Origin of the sequence: Corallococcus sp. CA041A, assembly GCF_003612075.1 — a bacterium.
In the GTDB taxonomy this organism is placed as follows: Bacteria; Myxococcota; Myxococcia; order Myxococcales; family Myxococcaceae; genus Corallococcus; species Corallococcus exiguus.
Genome location: NZ_RAWF01000013.1, coordinates 40,776 through 56,979, shown reverse-complemented (window position 1 = coordinate 56,979; position 16,204 = coordinate 40,776). Strand labels below are relative to the sequence as shown.

Genomic DNA, 16,204 nt, shown 5'->3' with positions numbered 1-16,204 from the left:
CTCAACGGGGGAATGGGACGGGGGCTCGCCTCCACGACGAGCCCCGCACCGTGACTACGGAGCAGGCAACGGCTGCCAGTTCGGATCGGGCCAAACGAAGGGGTTTCCACCCTGGCCCGGAGCCGCGTTGCCGAAGAAGCGCTGGCAGCCCTCGACGTTCTGGGAGCTCCCGAGGATCCCCCAGAAGCCAGGGCAGACGTCCCGGGGGATTCGCGTGCGGCAGTCCTCCATCGTCCGCTCGCCCGCGCCAGGCTGTGCGTAATAGGCGCTCACGAACTCCCACGCGATGCGCTGGAGGGCATGCACGGTCGTCGCGTTCTCTCCAGGCGGCACCCGGGCCCCCTCGGGTGACTCCCGGAACACAGCGGCATGGTGGACCGCGGCCATGTAGTACGAGCCCAGGGACGTCAGGTGGACGTTGTCGCTGAAGAGCACGTTGAGCTTCTGTGAGGTCGAACCGCTGATGCCGGGTACCTCGTTCGCGATGACTCGCTCCACCAGATGGACCAGGGCCGTGCTTCCAGGGAGCGCCACCACGCGGTCCGCCCGTCCATCGTTCTGCAACGAGAGGTTCACCTTGGAAGACACACACTCCCAGGCAGCCCGGGCGTTCTTCTCATAGGTAATCCACTGAGACGGGTTGGATTTATCGATGTCCAGCCACGTGTGATAGAAATATGTAACGGCTTGTGGGTTCCCGGCGATCAAGCGGTCATGGAAGTGCCGCAGGTAGCCGATGGTGTTCTCCCACTCGATGGTGCCCAGCAGGTCATGCCGCTCGGTGATGAGGAGGGTGTCGTACTTCTCTCCCGGGCCCAGCGTCTGGGGAGACAGCAACTCCTGGACCACGTTCATGCTGTCACCCGAGCGGTTCTTGCCCGAGCGATAACCCTCCCATCCGTTATTGCCCCAGGTCCGCACCCGGAGAGGGGAGCCAATCACGTTCTGCTGGTTCCAGTTGAAGTCCTTGCCTCGACTCGTGGCGATGTCGTCGAAGTGGTCGGGCATGGGATTGTCGAGCAGGCTGTGTCCGGAGAAGAAGACCCGGGCGCTCGTGATGGGGGAGCTACCTGCGTCCGGGCTGCCAGCATCGGAGCCGCCGGCATCGGGACTGCCGGCATCCGGGACGCCCGCGTCACCGGTCCCTGCATCTGGATTCGTCCCGGCGTCGTCCTGGGGACGCACGCCCGAATCCGGAGGGCCTTCCGCGGGGACGTCCTGTCCGAGCTGCCCCGTACAGGCCAGCCAGAAGGAGACAGCCAGGAATGCGCATGGCTTCAGTCTTGAGATGTTCACCGTCCCGAGCATAGGCGGAATGTGAGCCCTCCTGTGTTGTGGACAAGGTCAGGTGCCGGGTCTGCTGCTATGAATGCGTGACGCTCAAGGAGCCTCATGGGAAACGCATCCGGCAGACAGAAGCAGAAGCCGCTCATCCTCGGTCCAGCTCCTGGCTCCGGCATGGGCTCCTACGCGGTGGCGTTCGATGAGTTGGAAGACCGCGAACTCGCCACGCTCAAGGAGAGCGAGTCCCCTGATGCCTTCTACCTGCCGTGGAAGACCGGTGACGTCACGGAGGGCGAGATCGATCTCACGACCGACACCCTCGCGTACTTCTTCACCGCGAACCTGAGCGGTTGCAGCCTCTGGTACAAGTTCCAGGATGGCAGCATCTTCATCCGGCACGAGGCGCGCACCGACAGCGCCTCGCAGAACCTGCACAAGCTGGCCGGCTTCAAGTGTGTCGTCGACAGCAGCCTGAACCCGGACGACGTCCAGCTCTCGGTCGACGAGGAGACGATGGTCCGCAAGGCGCGGTACTACGTCGTCTACGCGCTCTTCGACCACGATGCGCGGCAGGTGGAGTTCCGCGCGCAACTGGTCGCGCAGCAGACGAACCTGCTCAACCGGCAGGAGTCCTACGACCTCGTCAAGGTCACCACCGCCGTCGTCAAATTCCCCAAGCTTTAGAGCTGGAGGGCGGGCTACTTCTTCTTGCCCTTGCCCTTGCCCTTGCCGCCCTTGTGGTGGTCGTCGTGATGATCATCGTGGTGATCATCATGGTGGTCCCGGTCCCGGTGGTGGTCGCGCTCATGGTACGACGCGGGCACGGCAACATGCTTCTTCTTGTGCTTCCACCGCTTGTAACGGCCGGGAGGCACCTTGACGACGGTGACGGGGACTCGCCGCTCCTCCACGTACTCCCAGCCTCCGTGGTAGTCGCGCGCCCTGAACCACCGCCCATCGCGGCGCACCCAGTACACATTGTCCACGACGTAGAGATCCTCGTCGTAGTCCTCCACCACCTGCACGCCAGGCTGCACGACGACGAGTGGCGGCGGGGTCGTGAAGACGATGTCAGGCAACTTCACATCGATGCGCACCTGCCCGAAGGCCATCGAAGGAAGAAGGATCAACGCTGCAAGCAGTCGGGTCATCGGGCGAGCGTAGAAGCGGGCGTGCTCGCCAGACAACCTCCATCTGTCACGGAAGGATGGATGAAAACTTTGGCTCAGGTTGTATCAACTTTCCACGAGGCGTCCTGTCAGTCGACCTGACCCCGCACTGTGTGTCGTTGCGTCCGGGCTTGCTGCTCAATCGGTGCGCTTGCGCCGCCGCGACACGATGCGACTCAGGCCCACCTCGGTGATGCCGAGGTAGGCCGCCACGTCGCGCTGGGGAATCCGTCCCTTCAGGTGCGGATGCTCCTCCCAGAAGTTCACGAGCCGCTCCTCCGCGGACAGCTCCAGGAACTCCTGCTCCCGGCGCTCCTTGAGGAGGAAGTGCTGCTCCGCCACCCGACGCGCCAGCCGCTCCCAGCACACGTGGCCCTGCTCCAGCGTCTGGAAGTCCCGCGTCTGGAACACCAGCACGCGGCTCGGCTCCAGCGCTTCAATCGCGGTCATCGAAGGCTTCCGCTGCAACATCTCCGCGTAGGCGCCAATCAGCTCGCCCTCGGCGCGGAAGGCCTTGATGGACTCGCCTCCGCGTGGCGACACGCGCACGCCCCGGAAGACGCCCTGGAGCACCACGGCGAACCGGTCCGCCGCATCCCCCGGACGCATGAAGAACTCCCGCTTCGCGAGCGACTGTTCCTTCGCCACGGCCTCGGCCTTCGCCCATTCCTCGGGAGGAAGCGGGGCCAGCGTGGCGAGGCGCTCGAAGAGCTTGGGGAATCTCACGTCTCTCAGGACCCTGGCTTGACCTGGGTTAAGGCGCAGGCCGCTCGGGGGACCATATACCGGAGACATGTCCATCAACGTCTACGCCGTGGCGACGCCCTTCGTCATCGTCCTGGCCCTGACCGAGTTCGCCTGGTGCGTGGTGCGCCGCAACGGCTACTACAGCTTCCAGGACTCCATCGCGAGCATGGGCACGGCGGTGATGAACCAGTGCGTCAACGTCGCGGTGGCCCTGATGGTGCTGCCCCTCTTCACGCAGCTGGGCCAGTTCGCGCCGTGGAGGCTGGACGCATCGTCGCCGCTGTCGCTGGTGGCGCTCTTCCTGGGAGTCGACTTCCTCTTCTATTGGTTCCACCGCTTCGGGCATCGCACCAACATCGGCTGGGCGGCCCATTCGCCGCACCATTCCACCGAGGAGCTCAACTACGCGGTGGCCCTGCGCGCGAGCGTGACGCAGCGCCTGTTCTCGTTCCTCTTCTACTGGCCGCTGGTGCTGGTGGGCTTTCCGCCGGAGGCGGTGCTGGCGATGGTGGCCTTCCACCTGGTGCTCCAGTTCATCCCCCACACGCGGGTCATCCCCAAGCTCCCGCGGTGGGTGGAGTCGTGGCTGAACACGCCGTCGCACCACCGCGTGCACCACGCGCGCAACGACGCGTACATCGACAAGAACTACGCGGGCTTCCTCATCATCTGGGACCGGATGTTCGGCACCTACGAGGAGGAGACCGAGCCGTGCTCCTATGGCCTGACGACCCCGGCGAACACCTGGGACCCGACGGTCATCAACTTCCAGGCGTGGGCCCGGCTCTTCGCGGACGCCGTCGCCACGAAGAGCCACTGGGACCGGCTGCGCCTCTGGGTGATGCCCACGGGCTGGCGGCCCGCGGACCTGCCTCCTCGCACGTTGGGCTACTGGCAGCAGGAGGGCGCGGAGGTGAAGTACCACTCGCGGGAGCTACCTGGCGTCCGGGGGTACCTCGTCTTCCAGTTGTTCGCGTCGATGCCGTTCATGCTCCTGGTGAGCCACCACGCCTCGCCGCTCTCCGGCTGGCAGAAGGTCGCGTTGAGCCTGCTGCTCTGGGCGATGGCGACCGCCTGGAGCGGGATGCTGGAGTCGAAAGCGTGGAGCGAGCCACTGGAGCTTGCCCGAGTGCTCGCGATGGGGGTTGCGGTGACGCTGTGGCTGGTCTGGGCCAGCGCGCCCCAGACATGGAGCGCGCTCACTGCGGCATGGCTGATGGTCTCGCTGGTGTGGCTGCGCGTGGCGCGGGGAGCCGCCGCCCGGGGGCCCCAGTCGAATCCCCATCCAAGCTGAGTCATCAGGCCTGGACTCCGGTCTGGGTTGTCGCGGTCGTGTCGGCCACCCACCTTCCGCGCCGTCCCGCGCCACGCGCGGGCCCATTCGGAGAGGCCGATGAACGCTCAGCGCTTCACCCAACAGAACGTATGCCGGCTGGGTCTGCTCTATGCCCTCTGGGCACTGATGGCTGTCAGCGTCACTCCTTCCCAGGCCGTTGCATCCGAAGACGCGTGGAACACCGGCTGTCGTCGCAAGCCCACCATCGTCCTTGTCCACGGCGCATTCGCCGACGCATCCGGCTGGGCCGACGTGATCAAGCGGCTGCAGAAGCAAGGCTACACGGCCTACGCGTTCGCGAATCCCTTGCGCAGCATCTCGGGTGATGCGGAGTACCTGCGGTACTTCCTGGGAACCCTCACCGGTCCCATCGTCCTGGTCGGCCACTCCTACGGTGGCGCCATCATCACGAACGCAGCCACCGGGAATGCGAACGTGAAAGCGCTCGTGTACATCGCCGCGTATGCACTCGACGAGGGGGAGACCATCTCGGAGGCCAACACTCTTGGTGGCGGCCATTCCGAGCTCAGCGAGCACCTCGTCTTGCGCCCGTTCCCTGGGGGAGGAACCTCGGACGCCGACGCCTACATCGACCCCGCCTTCTTCCAGGAGCTCTTCGCGGCAGATATCCGTGACAAGGACGCGGCGGTGGCGGCCGCCAGTCAGCGCCCCGCCGCCGCCTCCGTCTTCGATGAGCCATCCGGCCCGCCGGCGTGGAAGGCCATCCCGTCGTGGTACATGGTCGCCCGCGACGACAACGCCATTCCGCCCGAAGCCGAACGCTTTATGGCCCGGCGCGCTCGCGCCCGTACCGTCGAGATTCGCAGCTCACACGTTGCGATGATCAGCCACCCCGAAGCCGTCACCGAGCTGATCTTCAAAGCAGTTGGCTGCCGTTGACGACGGAGATGGCTCGCTTTTCAGGTCGGCAGCTCCGTCCCGGCCCGCTCCGCGGCCATGTACGCGGCGTACCAGTCGGGCCAGTTCGCGTCCCTCTGCCCGGTGCGCTTCTCGTGCTGGCCGTGGGCGGCCTCCGCGCGCCGCAGTGCGCTCGCCAGATCGCTCGCGGAGCCGAACGCTGTCTTGGAGGGGTCGACCCGGCCGGGCAGCCGCGTCGTGACCTCCTGCAGCAGCCAGCCGTTACCGTCAGGGTCGCTGAACGAGGCGAAGGTGCGGTAACTGCCCTGTCCGGGCTCGGGCCCGCGCAACCGGCCGTCCATGCCGAACTGAGCCCCTGGCTTCCCTGCATGGAATACCTCGCTGACCTCGACACCGTGGCTGACGAGGTCGTCTCGCGCGGCCTGGATGTCGGAGACAATCAGGTAGAGGCCCTGGGCCGTGCCGGGCGCGGCTGACGTGACGTTCGTACCGAATTGGATGGAGCCCCCCGAGCCAGGCGGCGTGAACTGGATGACCCGGAAGCCGTTATCGAAACGGAAGTCGGCGTCGAGCCTCCACCCAAGCTTCCCGTAGAACGCCTTCGAGCGGTCGACATCCGATACAGGAATGACAGCGGCTTCGAACTTCATGTCGACCTTCCCGGCGCGCGCGTCGGTGGTCGCATCCTGACTCCGGGTTGCGGTGGTGCTCATGGCTGCCTCCTGGCAATGGCATCGCGTGCGGACGAGCGCATGAGGGCCTCCTCAGCGCTGAGCGCGTAGGTCAACCCTGTGCATGACCTCAAGTGAAGACAATGCAGGCGCCCGAGCCAGGCGCTCGGGAGGCATTCTTGGGGGCTACCGGAATCACGACACCCACGGCGGGCCCACGCATCAGGCCCGCCGCGAGTCACGGCGGTAGCAGTCCCTTGTTCAGAGCAACTGCACGTTGCCGCCGAGCGAGGCGATGTACTTCGTTCCGCCCGAGTGCACGACCGTCGTTCCGAAGAAGGACCGGATCGCGCTTCCGGTGGGCACGACGAGCGAGTAGGGCTTCGCGCCAGACACGTTCGCCATCGTCCCGTAGGGGCCGTAGGTCTTGCCCCGCGCCGTCTTGAACGTGACCTGGGCAATCTGCGTCATGCCGAAGTACGTGCCCGTGTAGCCCGTCATCGACACGATGCCGTCGTCCGTGAGGTCGAGCGTGTGCGCGTTCCCTCCAGGGCCGCCCTGGTAGGGCGCGGCGTTGGAGCCATAGCTTGGCTGGATGGCGTCGATGATGTCGCCCGAGCGCACCAGGAGGCTCGTCATGGGCCCCCATCCGCTGACCGCCGGCAGGTTGTCCCAGGCCGTCCCCGAACCGCCCTCGGGGCCCATGGGTCCGTAGGGCATGCCCGCGTTGAACCAATCCAGGATGAGCTTGAGCTTGATGGCGGACAGGTCGCGGCTCACCGGCATGTGCAGCGGCTGGCTGATGTCCAGGCCGAGCACCCGCGCGATCTTCTCGCGGTTGTTGATGATGCCGTCATAGGTCCACAGCTGGAAGCGGCCCATGACGGGATAGAGCATGCCGTACTGCCGCAGGATGTCTCCAATCCCATTGACCCACGTCGGCGTGCCCGTGATGGGGGTCTGCTGGTAGATCTGAACGCTGACCAGGTCGTTGGGGTCCTGCTTGTAGTCAGCGACCGTGGGACTGAAGGTGTACCGGGTGAAGTAGACCTGCCCGTCCACGTAGACGCGGGGATTCTTTGGATCCGCCGCGGTGAGGGTGACGGTGGCCTTGCCTCCGGTGACGCTCACGACATTCGGGGAGAGCGCCAGGATGTTCTCGGGGGTCGAGATGTTCTTCTCGCTGATGCCATTGGTGCCCTGAGTGCCCAGTGTGTTCAGGGTGTAGTCGGCCGCTTCGGTCGGGGTGAGGGTGTTCAGGGCGATCTTCCATTGCTCCGTCCCCTCGATGCGGCCGAACTTGCGCACGTAGAGGTTGAGGGTGTTGGTCTCCCCGAGCTGGAAGCCAGGCGTGGTCTGCATGCCCGGGTTCATGCGGTAGATGAACTGATCCGCGCGCAGGCTCAAACCCTCGGAGTTCTCCTCCAGCAGGGTCAGCGTCACGGCATCGGTGCCAGTGCCGGTCGTGCTCCGGAGCGCGAGCGGCAGGTTCGCGAGGCTCTTGGGATCGACACCGCCAAAGTTCGTGACGACCAGCATCCCGGACTGCTTGTCGATGAAATCGGGATTGCTGTAGTCAATCGACGGGACGATGGTCGTGTACGTCTTCGAGTCACCGGAGCCCGTGTAGTACGCGAGCGACAGTGTCCCCAGCTTCTCCGTCCAGAGCGAACGGCCCGGCCACTGGACGGGCAATGAATTGCCCAGGTCGAGCGTCAACGAGGGCGTGGAGTCCAGGTTGAGCTGCGCCAGGGCCCACCACGCTTTCACGGCCGGACGCGGGTGCGGGATCTGCGCCAGGGTGCGCGCGGGCACGGCGAAGGTGGGCTCGTCATCCAGACAGGGGCCCACGGAGCCAACGAGCTTGCCGTAATTGAAGTTGAAGAGCGGCTGCTGGGGCAGGGGCTCCTTGGTGGTGTAGTTGATCCACGGATGGTAGGGCTGCTGGGTCACCGCCAGGATGGTGGGCCCGTACTGTTGAGCCGTGGCCTGGCCCAGCAACTGCTCCAGCAGGGAGCTGACGTACATCTGCGTGGGGATGTAGCCCCGTCCCGGCTCCACCGGCTTGCCATCTTTGTCCACGTTCATCACGTAGTCCTGGAGGATCGCGAGTTTGTCCACGATGGCGGCGGGGACCCCCTGTGCCTGCATCGCCTGGAAGGTGGCGGAGTTGAAGGCGAAGAGGTACGGGGCGTTGTTGTGGGCGCTGACCACCAGGCGGATGGACAGGCGGTGGGGGGACGCCTTCTGCAGTGCCTGGAGGACCGCCGAATTGCCGACGTTCCACTTCAGGTTCGTGAGCGTGGATTGATAGGCGGCGGAGCCGCTCGCGGAGCTCCTGGGGGTGTTTGGGTCCTGCGAATTCATCCAGATGCCGTTGAATGCAACCGGCGTGAACACGCCCTGGACATTGGCGCCGCTGATGTCACCGATGATGACGTTGAAGCCCCAGATTTCACTGCCGTTCTGCTGCATGGGATCCAGGTCCACCAGCTTGGGCGGAGACCCCATGTACAGGGCGCTCACCCCGGCTCCCATGAGGGAGTCGCTGCCGCCGCCGGGCAGCTCGACGGTGGTCACCTTGCAGTCGAGCAGGTCGAAGATGCTGTCGCCCTTGGGCTCCCAGTAGAGCTCGATGTTGTTGGGCTTGAGCGAGTCCTCGTTGTAGTTCGCCGGGTTGTAGTTGTTGGGCGTGTTGTTGATGGTGGCCGGCGAAGCCTGGAACGAACCGGAGAAGTTGATGCGAGGCGTATCAAGGTAGCTCATGGAGGTCTCCTCGGGGGTCTAGTTGCCGCTGCCGATGTAGGGGGCGCACGCGGCGGGAAGCGAGCCGTTCGTGCACCCGCCGGGCATCTGGACTTCGTCGAACAGGTGGCTCAATCCCGCGGGCGGCAGGTTCTGGCTTCCGGTGGGGCCCGACATGTCGTGGCAGCTCAAGCAGCTGTAGGGATTGGTCATCGCCGCGACGCCGTTCTGGACGAAGGTCTCCATGGAGGTGTTCGCGGCGGACAGCGAACCCTGCTGCGCTTGCAGATAGGGCGGGACCGTGCCGTTGACGGTCCACACGTTGCCGACGAGCTCGTAGTTGGCCCAGACCTTGTTGATGCGGCCGGGGTTGGCCTGGATCAACGCCTGGACGCTGCTGTTGATGGCGTTGAGCGCCTGGGTGCTCTGGGCGAGCATCGTGCGGGTCTTGTCCTGACAGGCGAACTGATTGGGATTGACGCTACAGTCGACGCCGCCGGGGAAGGTGCCGATGGCCGAGTCCCCCTGCGGGTGCATGCGGCAGACCTGGGCGGGCTTGCCCGGCTGATAGGTGTTGGTCACGCAGTCGGTGCAGGCCGGGTTGTAGAAGTTCCACGTTCCTCCGAGCGGAGGCGCCGCGGAGAGGTTGCTACAGTCGGGCGCGTTGTTGCGGTGCTCGAACGTGGCCCAGATCATCGCCGGGAAGCTGGGCGTCTTGGACACGATGTGCATGCCGGTCAGTCCCAGGTTCACCTGCCGGCAGGGGCTGTCCTTGACCTGGATGAGGCCGGGAACCACATAGAAGAGGCCCGAGCTGGCCGTCGCCTCGTCGAGCACCATCCAGCTCGTCTTCAGCTCGACGGCCGTGTCCGGGTACGCGAGGTTCGGATACTTCTTGATGATGTCGATGCCGTTGTTCCCGGGCTTGAGCTGACCCGCGCAGTTCGCCTGGTAGAGCTGACAGGACGTCAGCATCGTGTAGGTGCTCTGGTTGACGGACATGCCGTAGTAGACGAACTCGCCCTTCAGGTCGATCAGCGGCTGATCCGCGCCGGCCTGCTTGATGATGTCGGTGTAGAGGCGGGGCGGCTTGCCACCCGCCGTGGGCTTCACGGCGTTGGTGCAGGAGACAGGCGGCTCCTGGCCCCAGGCCGTCGGCACCCCGTCCTTGATGAAGATGCCGTAGGACGGCATCCACGTCTCGAACTGCACCATGTCGGGCTTGCCGCTGGCGGGCTGGACGAGCGCGAGCATGCTCTGCCACATGAACTGCTCGAAGTTGCAGATGGTCTTGTTCCCCGGCACTTCGCTGGGGAGGGTGGAGCTGTTGAGCCAGGCCACGTCCGCCGGGCAGTCATTGGCTTCGAGCGCCGTCGCCTTGGGGACGGGGGGGCCCGAATCCATGAGCGACGTCGTTGGGCAGGCCAGGAGGCCGGTGGCACCCAGTGCCACGGCGAGCAGGACGCGCGGTTTGTCGGACAAAGGCAATCTCCCCCATGCGGTTGAGCCCGACGAGACGCCGGGCTTGGGCGCAAGAGTTTAATCGCTGCGGGGGAGAAGCCGTCGAGGGCTAAACAGACTAAAAACGGTCTTGGCTGAAATTCGTGCTGGGGCGGCAAAGTCCGCTGTCAGTCCATTGGCGATGTCTGGGTTGCGGGACGCCCGGGTAGAAAGCGCCGCACCAGCCAGAGCGCGAGTCCAGGCAGTAAAACCATGCCCAAGAACAATGTCAGGAATGACCCGAGTCGCGCCGAGTACGCCCCCACCGCCGCGTAGGTGGCGCAGACGCCCAGATTGGAGAGCGCGCAGGCTCCGAGGAAACTCCCCAGAGGCATGCGGCTGGCGCCAGCGAAGAGGACGGAGGACTCCGCCAGCATGGGCACGCCGCGCAATGCAATCAGCAACCAGGCACCCCGGCGTTCGGCCAGACGTGACAGGCGTTGGAGTTCCACCGGACCCAGGGTGCGTCGCAACGCCGCCTCGCCGCCCCTGGCGCCCAGCAGGTAGCCCCAACCACAGCCCACCATCATTCCCACCCAGCAGGCCGTCAGGCCGCCCCAGAAGCCCAGCAGCGCCCCGGACGCCGTGCCGACGAGGCTGGAGGGCACCGGCAGGACGATGTCCCCCGCCAGCAACCCTCCCAGCACGAGCGCCACCTGCCAGTCGGGTGGACGCGCCTCCAGGAAGGATTGGGTGGCGGCCTCCAGTTGCTCGCCGAAGAGGAGGAAGGGAACGAGGATGGCCGCCAGCACCACGCAGACGCAGAGGCTCCAGCCCACCGCCGCGCGCTTCGTTCCAGGGCTCGCCAGGGTCATGGTGCGGCTCAGAATCCAACGCCGAGCGTGAACGAGGCGCTCGGCTGGAAGCGGGCCTGCGGTCTGATCAACTGCGGCGCGGCGTTGAAGTACGCGGCGCTGAACCCCAGCTCCCCCACGAACTCAAAGCCGGAGGAGATGGGCAGCAGGGCCCGGAGGGACGCGCCCACCTCGGGGCCGGCGGTCTCCACGCCGGTGGGGCCGGAGCCCCCGAAGTCGAAGCCCGAGCTGTCCTCGCCAATCTGCAGCTCGGCGAAGCCGGCGCTCAACCGGGGCTGGAGCCAGCCGATGCGCGTCTTGAAGGAGGTGAGCGTCAGATTGGCGCGGAAGTGGGCGATCTCCGGTTCCGGGTCGCGGTGGAGGAACCCCGAACCCGTGCCGCAGGCCTCCACGCCGAGCCGCGCCAGTGGAGACAACTCCAGACAGATGCTGGGACGCCGGCCGGAGGTGGACGCTCCGGCGCGCAGGTTGCCGTAGTTGCGCGGAGGCTCGTCCCGCCGGTCCTCCGCGACGCCCACCGGGGCCTCCTCCGCGACCGAGAAGCCGCCTCCCATCAGGATCGCGAACACCAGGAGGCGCTGCGGAAGGCCAAGGCGTGTCATCAGGCACCAGGGATGCGACCGCGGGGAGAAGGCTGGCCATGTTGCCCGAACAGAGCAGGCGCATCCAGGCCATGTCTTGAATTCGCCCCTGGCGGTCATCATCGACCCCTGTACGACAGATTTGTCATTCCATCCCCCCGATTCTTCCTGGATGTTTTCACTCTGGCTGTCTTCATGAGCGAAAGACATCCACGTCTGGCCGGCGCCGTCGTCAAGGCCGGGTCAGGAGAAACCGCGGCCCGGGTCCACCCGGTCCGGAGCCACACCTGGATGACGGCAGGCCGCATGTCAGAGTCAGAAGAGAAGATGGCCGGTGTCGATGTACGAAAGGAACCGTCCATGTCGAGAGCTGGCTTGTTGCTGTCAATGTTTTTCATCGGATGTGGCGAGCCTGCGAGCGAGGTTCGCCCGGAGGCCGTCGCCGATACGTCGGAGGTGGAGCTCGCGCTCGCGCCTGGGGAGTACCGCTGCGAGGCGATGACGGAGGCCGCACGCGCCGCCGTGCCTCCGCCTCCCCCCAGCGTGGAGAAGGCCGCGTTCGCCCCCCGTGTTCGCGCCGTCTGTCCCCCGGGCCAGGTGCCGATCTACGCGCAGGCGGAGCTTCGGACGCGCAAGGCCGGTCCGCCGTTATCTGGCCCGGCCGCCATGAAGTCGCTGGCAGGGTCGTACTGGTACGCCGGAGTGATGAAGCCCACGGACGCGTTGAGCCAGAGCGGCGTTGGAGCGTCCATCCTGTTCTCCAACCCGGCGGTGTACGACCAGAGCGACATGGTGACGTCCCAGATGTCCATCGTCCGTGGCGCCAACTATCACCTGGTGGAGATGGGCCTGCGGAAGTTCTGGGACGCCTTCCCGCGACTGATGATCTCCCAGTGGAGCTACGGCCAGTTCAACGACGCCGCCGGGTTCGTCCAGGTCCACGGCGTCTACGGGCCCGGGATGCCGCTCTCCAGCTATTACGGGTACTCGGTCCAGCAGTACATCCGCTATGACAACGGCAACTGGTGGATCTGGTTCAACGATGCCTGGGTCGGCTACTTCCCCGGCACGCTCTGGAATGGCCAGTTCACTTCTGGCGACATGGCGCACTTCTACGGCGAGGTCTACTCGGCGCAGAGCCGGGTCCCGCCGCTCACCGACATGGGCACGGGACAGTTCTCCGGGACCTTCGGCACCGCGTACATGCAGGGGATGTGCATTCACACCGCGGGCCCCAACTGCACCTACGTCACCGACGGCTGGCCTTTCCAGACCAACGCCGCGTATTACTCCCTCTCGTATTGGAATGGCTCGTATATGGAGTTCGGCGGGAACGGCGGCGGCTGAGCTATGCCGGCGCCGTGGTGCGTTGGTCCGAGCCGTCATCCCGGCGCATCGGCTGGGCCTTTCCATACGTCAGCGACCGCCACACCCACTCGGCGGGGCCGAAGCGGAACCTGGCCAGCCACAGGTGGCTCCACACCCCCTGGACGCAGAAGATGGCCAGGCAGTACGCCATGCACGCCGCGGGGCCCAGCTTCGTGATGAAGCCCAGTCCGTAGCCGTAGAAGAACAGCACGCTGATGATCGACTGTGACAGGTAGTTCGTCAGCGCCATGCGGCCCACCGGCGCGAGCAGACCCAGCGCTCGCTGCCAGGTGGCCCGCTGGAAGAGCAGGGTGATGCTGGACACGTAGACGGCCGCGAAGCCCAGCTCGCCCAGGTTCCGCAGCGGCGCCATGGCGAAGGACACCCACGCCGGCAGTGTCTCCGGCGTGAAGACCTGCTTCAGCATGAGCTGTTGCAGCACCAGGCCGCTGCCGCTGCCAACCACCCCCGCGACGAGACCCCAGCCGAGGATTTTGCGGAACAGCCCCAGGTGCTGGGGCACGTCGTGGAAGATGCGGCGCTTCCCCGCCAGCAGGCCCAGCAGGAACCGGCCAAACGTCGAGAGCGTGATGGCCAGCAGTAGCGGGAAGTAGTCGCGGAAGAAGAAGTGGAAGGTCGCCTTCGTCACGTCCAGCCAGCTCCCGCTGGCGTAGGCCGCGAGCGTCTGCGCCTTGATGGCCGCGGACTTCTCGGTGGCCGCCTTGGCGATGGCCGCGCCGGCCTCCGGCGTGTCCGCCATCAGCTGCGGGAGCTTGAGGATGGCCACGCCGACGACGGACCACCCCAGGGCGAACAGCAGGGCGCAGATGAGCAGCGTTCGCTCCGAGCGCCCCCGGAACAGGAGCAGGCCGAATCCCAGCACCGCGTAGGTGCTGAGGATGTCGCCGTACCAGATGAGGAACAGGTGGGAGAGCCCCATCACCAGCATCACCCCCAGCCGCCGGACATAGAGCGGCGTGATGGAGGTCCCTCGCGCCTCGGCGCGGCCCATCTGCACCGCGAAGCCAAGGCCGAAGAGGAACGAGAAGAGGGTGATGAACTTCCCGGCCACCAGGAACGAGAACGCCTGCCAGGCGACGGTGTCGGCGAGCGACGCGTTGTTCAGCGCCGCGAGGGTCTGCTCTCGCGGCAGGAATACCCTCCCGCTGAACCACACCATCACGTTGGAGATGAACACGCCGCACAGGGCGAAACCACGCAGTGTGTCGAGCAGCGCCAGCCGCTCGCTGGAATCCACGGGACGGGCCTCGGCACTGGGGGACGAGGCCTCGGATGGAACTGTGGGCATGCTCGGAGAAAGGGTGGGCAACGTGAAGCTGCCTTCCAGTATTCCGAACGAGCGCGTCACACGGACTTCGCGTCAGGGAGGCGTGTCCTTGGGGGCGCGCGAGGACGAACCTCTCTGGCGGGCGGTGCTGGCGCGCAAAGGAGTTCAGCCTTCTCGAGTCGGTTCGCGCAGCGGCCACTTCGACGCGAGCACGTCGCGCGTCATGAAGGTCGCTCGGCGAAGGAGGCTTCGACGAGGAGTTCGTCGGCCCCACCTGGGCCAGAATCACCTGGTCGGCGCAGGGCCAGCAGCTGGAACCTACCTGCCTGGGGACACCCGGCTGAGGAGTCGGGGCCCGCGCACGCAAAAGCGACGTGGGCCCGGCACGCGCGGACGCCGGTCTTGAGCTCAGGCCCCAGGGGACATGGGGGGGGGAACGAACGCGCGGCGTCAGGGGGCCGGAGACACGCCCGCCGGGCCCCCCGTGATGGAGGACCCGGCGGCGGAATGCGAAGGTTCAGCCGGAGCGACAGGGACTACCGGGCGTCGCGCGCGTCCACGGTGAGGCAGGGCTCCATCTTCTCCGGGGCGACGAGGAACAGCTCCTCGCGGCCCAGGTCCTGGGTGAGGCCCGACGTGGCGAAGCCAATCTGCCCGCCGCCGTCATACGCGAGCGCCGTCCAGTCGTTCTGAGACGCGGGGAACACGTCGGCGAAGCCGTTGCGGTTGAAGTCCCGGACATAGGCCGCGGCCTGGATGCTCCCATTGTTGTTGAAGTCGGTGTTGGTGCTCGCGTTGCCCGTGACCTGGGCGTCGTTGAATCGAAGCCCGCTGATCTTCGCGAGGTCCGCTTCGGTGGTGGGGGCGACGGGCGCGAACCCGGAGACCTCGTTGACGCTCTGCTCGTTGAAGGAGGCCACCTGCACGCGCGAGTAGTCGAGCACGTTGTTCAGGCCGCCAATGCCGAAGCCATAGAACTGGTACTCGTAGTTCATGATGCTCAGGTAGTTGGGCTTGTAGTTCGAATCGTCGTTGCCGCCGTGGCGCAGGCCGATGTTGTGCCCCAGCTCGTGCATCAGGGTGCCGGCCAGTTGCAGCTCCGTGATGCCGGCGGCGAAGCCCAGCGTCACCACGAAGTCATGCGCGGGGATGCCGCGCGAGATGCCGCTGGAGTTGCCACCGCCGTACCGGTTCGCGAACAGCATGTAGTGGAAGTAGGGCGCGCGGTTCGCGGCGAAGTACTTGCCCTTGATGACGTCGAAGTCCGTCCAGACGGGGCTCAGGTCCAGGTCCGCGTCCGCCGCGGTGATCTGCTGGTCCACCACCAGGTGCAACGTGATGCCCGTGGAGCCATCCGGGTTGGACACCGGCGCCTTGGAGAAGGCCGTGATGACACGGTTCAGCATCGCCTGGGTCGGCTGCTGTCCCGGGTAGTAGTCCACCTCGATGAAGATGTCCTTCTTGCGCGCGTTCGCGCCGAGGGCCGTCAGGTCCAGGCCGCCGCCGAAGCCGAACGACTCCGCGTAGTCGTTGAGCCGGTCCCCATCCGTGTCGGGGTTGTTGGGGTTGGTGCCCAGCAGCGTCTCCACCAGGTCACAGACGCCGTCGCCATCCGTGTCCAGCGCGCCCGCGCAAGCGGGGATCGGCAGCGGGATGGCCGCCGCCACCTGCATGCCCTGCTGGGCGGTGGCCAACTCCGGCTCCGGAAGCTCCGTGCCACCACACCCGTTCAACCCCAGGAGCGCGACGGAAGCGGTCAGCAGCGTTTGATGAAGCTTGGACATGGAATTCCCTTTGTTCGCAAAGGATTGGCAGCGCACC

Annotated in this window: 14 protein-coding genes; 4 read left to right on the top strand and 10 right to left on the bottom strand. The window is 66.0% G+C overall.

Features of this window, described 5'->3' with window-relative positions:
- Window positions 1–54: 54 nt before the first annotated feature.
- The gene (locus D7V77_RS04460) at window positions 55–1,185 is read right to left on the bottom strand and encodes a hypothetical protein (RefSeq protein WP_254380153.1); all 1,131 of its coding nucleotides are present in this window, start codon (window positions 1,183–1,185) and stop codon (window positions 55–57) included.
- Window positions 1,186–1,392: 207 nt separating this feature from the next.
- Here D7V77_RS04460 and D7V77_RS04455 point away from each other — a divergent pair, with 207 nt between their 5' ends.
- Window positions 1,393–1,968, top strand: coding sequence for a hypothetical protein (locus D7V77_RS04455; RefSeq protein ID WP_120575022.1), 576 nt, complete (start codon window positions 1,393–1,395; stop codon window positions 1,966–1,968).
- A 14-nt stretch (window positions 1,969–1,982) separates the two neighbouring features.
- On the opposite strand, the gene D7V77_RS04450 is transcribed toward D7V77_RS04455, so the two are convergent.
- Window positions 1,983–2,396 carry a hypothetical protein gene (locus D7V77_RS04450; RefSeq protein WP_233596680.1) on the bottom strand — a complete coding sequence of 138 codons (414 nt, stop codon included), beginning with the start codon at window positions 2,394–2,396 and terminating at the stop codon, window positions 1,983–1,985.
- Window positions 2,397–2,591: 195 nt separating this feature from the next.
- Entirely contained in the window at window positions 2,592–3,179 is a 588-nt protein-coding gene (locus D7V77_RS04445) for a Crp/Fnr family transcriptional regulator (RefSeq protein ID WP_120575021.1), read from the bottom strand.
- Between the two features lie 67 nt (window positions 3,180–3,246).
- Here D7V77_RS04445 and D7V77_RS04440 point away from each other — a divergent pair, with 67 nt between their 5' ends.
- Together D7V77_RS04440 and D7V77_RS04435 are read left to right on the top strand one after the other, a co-directional pair.
- Complete coding sequence (locus tag D7V77_RS04440) at window positions 3,247–4,494, top strand: sterol desaturase family protein (RefSeq protein WP_120575020.1); 1,248 nt, start codon at window positions 3,247–3,249, stop codon at window positions 4,492–4,494.
- Window positions 4,495–4,593: 99 nt separating this feature from the next.
- The gene (locus D7V77_RS04435; protein ID WP_120575019.1) at window positions 4,594–5,436 is read left to right on the top strand and encodes an alpha/beta fold hydrolase; all 843 of its coding nucleotides are present in this window, start codon (window positions 4,594–4,596) and stop codon (window positions 5,434–5,436) included.
- Window positions 5,437–5,456: 20 nt separating this feature from the next.
- Here D7V77_RS04435 and D7V77_RS04430 read toward each other — a convergent pair whose 3' ends face one another.
- The 5 genes from D7V77_RS04430 to D7V77_RS04410 all read right to left on the bottom strand — a co-directional run bounded on the left by D7V77_RS04430 (window position 5,457) and on the right by D7V77_RS04410 (window position 11,748).
- The gene (locus tag D7V77_RS04430) at window positions 5,457–6,128 is read right to left on the bottom strand and encodes a VOC family protein (RefSeq protein ID WP_120575018.1); all 672 of its coding nucleotides are present in this window, start codon (window positions 6,126–6,128) and stop codon (window positions 5,457–5,459) included.
- A gap of 219 nt (window positions 6,129–6,347) precedes the next feature.
- Window positions 6,348–8,852 (bottom strand): hypothetical protein, encoded by a 2,505-nt coding sequence (locus tag D7V77_RS04425; protein WP_120575017.1) that lies wholly within the window; start codon window positions 8,850–8,852, stop codon window positions 6,348–6,350.
- A gap of 18 nt (window positions 8,853–8,870) precedes the next feature.
- On the bottom strand, window positions 8,871–10,235 hold the full coding sequence (locus tag D7V77_RS04420; RefSeq protein WP_147451973.1) for a hypothetical protein: 1,365 nt from the start codon (window positions 10,233–10,235) through the stop codon (window positions 8,871–8,873).
- 224 nt (window positions 10,236–10,459) lie between these two features.
- The gene (locus D7V77_RS04415) at window positions 10,460–11,146 is read right to left on the bottom strand and encodes a TVP38/TMEM64 family protein (protein ID WP_120575015.1); all 687 of its coding nucleotides are present in this window, start codon (window positions 11,144–11,146) and stop codon (window positions 10,460–10,462) included.
- An 8-nt stretch (window positions 11,147–11,154) separates the two neighbouring features.
- A complete protein-coding gene (locus tag D7V77_RS04410) occupies window positions 11,155–11,748 on the bottom strand; it encodes a hypothetical protein (RefSeq protein ID WP_233596679.1) in 594 nt (197 codons plus the stop codon).
- Window positions 11,749–12,114: 366 nt separating this feature from the next.
- Between D7V77_RS04410 and D7V77_RS04405 the strand changes: the two genes are divergently transcribed.
- Window positions 12,115–13,074 carry a neprosin family prolyl endopeptidase gene (locus D7V77_RS04405; protein ID WP_158624315.1) on the top strand — a complete coding sequence of 320 codons (960 nt, stop codon included), beginning with the start codon at window positions 12,115–12,117 and terminating at the stop codon, window positions 13,072–13,074.
- 1 nt (window position 13,075) lies between these two features.
- On the opposite strand, the gene D7V77_RS04400 is transcribed toward D7V77_RS04405, so the two are convergent.
- Window positions 13,076–14,404, bottom strand: coding sequence for a DUF418 domain-containing protein (locus D7V77_RS04400; protein WP_120575013.1), 1,329 nt, complete (start codon window positions 14,402–14,404; stop codon window positions 13,076–13,078).
- Between the two features lie 515 nt (window positions 14,405–14,919).
- Window positions 14,920–16,167 carry a hypothetical protein gene (locus tag D7V77_RS04395; protein WP_120575012.1) on the bottom strand — a complete coding sequence of 416 codons (1,248 nt, stop codon included), beginning with the start codon at window positions 16,165–16,167 and terminating at the stop codon, window positions 14,920–14,922.
- Window positions 16,168–16,204: the final 37 nt, after the last annotated feature.

Coding starts and splice junctions, on each gene's coding strand:
- D7V77_RS04405 (WP_158624315.1), top strand. CDS start 12,115: ATGTTTTTCATCGGATGTGGCGAGCCTGCGAGCGAGGTTCGCCCGGAG.
- D7V77_RS04440 (WP_120575020.1), top strand. CDS start 3,247: ATGTCCATCAACGTCTACGCCGTGGCGACGCCCTTCGTCATCGTCCTG.
- D7V77_RS04400 (WP_120575013.1), bottom strand. CDS start 14,404: ATGCCCACAGTTCCATCCGAGGCCTCGTCCCCCAGTGCCGAGGCCCGT.
- D7V77_RS04455 (WP_120575022.1), top strand. CDS start 1,393: ATGGGAAACGCATCCGGCAGACAGAAGCAGAAGCCGCTCATCCTCGGT.
- D7V77_RS04450 (WP_233596680.1), bottom strand. CDS start 2,396: ATGGCCTTCGGGCAGGTGCGCATCGATGTGAAGTTGCCTGACATCGTC.
- D7V77_RS04435 (WP_120575019.1), top strand. CDS start 4,594: ATGAACGCTCAGCGCTTCACCCAACAGAACGTATGCCGGCTGGGTCTG.
- D7V77_RS04425 (WP_120575017.1), bottom strand. CDS start 8,852: ATGAGCTACCTTGATACGCCTCGCATCAACTTCTCCGGTTCGTTCCAG.
- D7V77_RS04430 (WP_120575018.1), bottom strand. CDS start 6,128: ATGAGCACCACCGCAACCCGGAGTCAGGATGCGACCACCGACGCGCGC.
- D7V77_RS04395 (WP_120575012.1), bottom strand. CDS start 16,167: ATGTCCAAGCTTCATCAAACGCTGCTGACCGCTTCCGTCGCGCTCCTG.
- D7V77_RS04410 (WP_233596679.1), bottom strand. CDS start 11,748: ATGACACGCCTTGGCCTTCCGCAGCGCCTCCTGGTGTTCGCGATCCTG.
- D7V77_RS04420 (WP_147451973.1), bottom strand. CDS start 10,235: ATGGATTCGGGCCCCCCCGTCCCCAAGGCGACGGCGCTCGAAGCCAAT.
- D7V77_RS04415 (WP_120575015.1), bottom strand. CDS start 11,146: ATGACCCTGGCGAGCCCTGGAACGAAGCGCGCGGCGGTGGGCTGGAGC.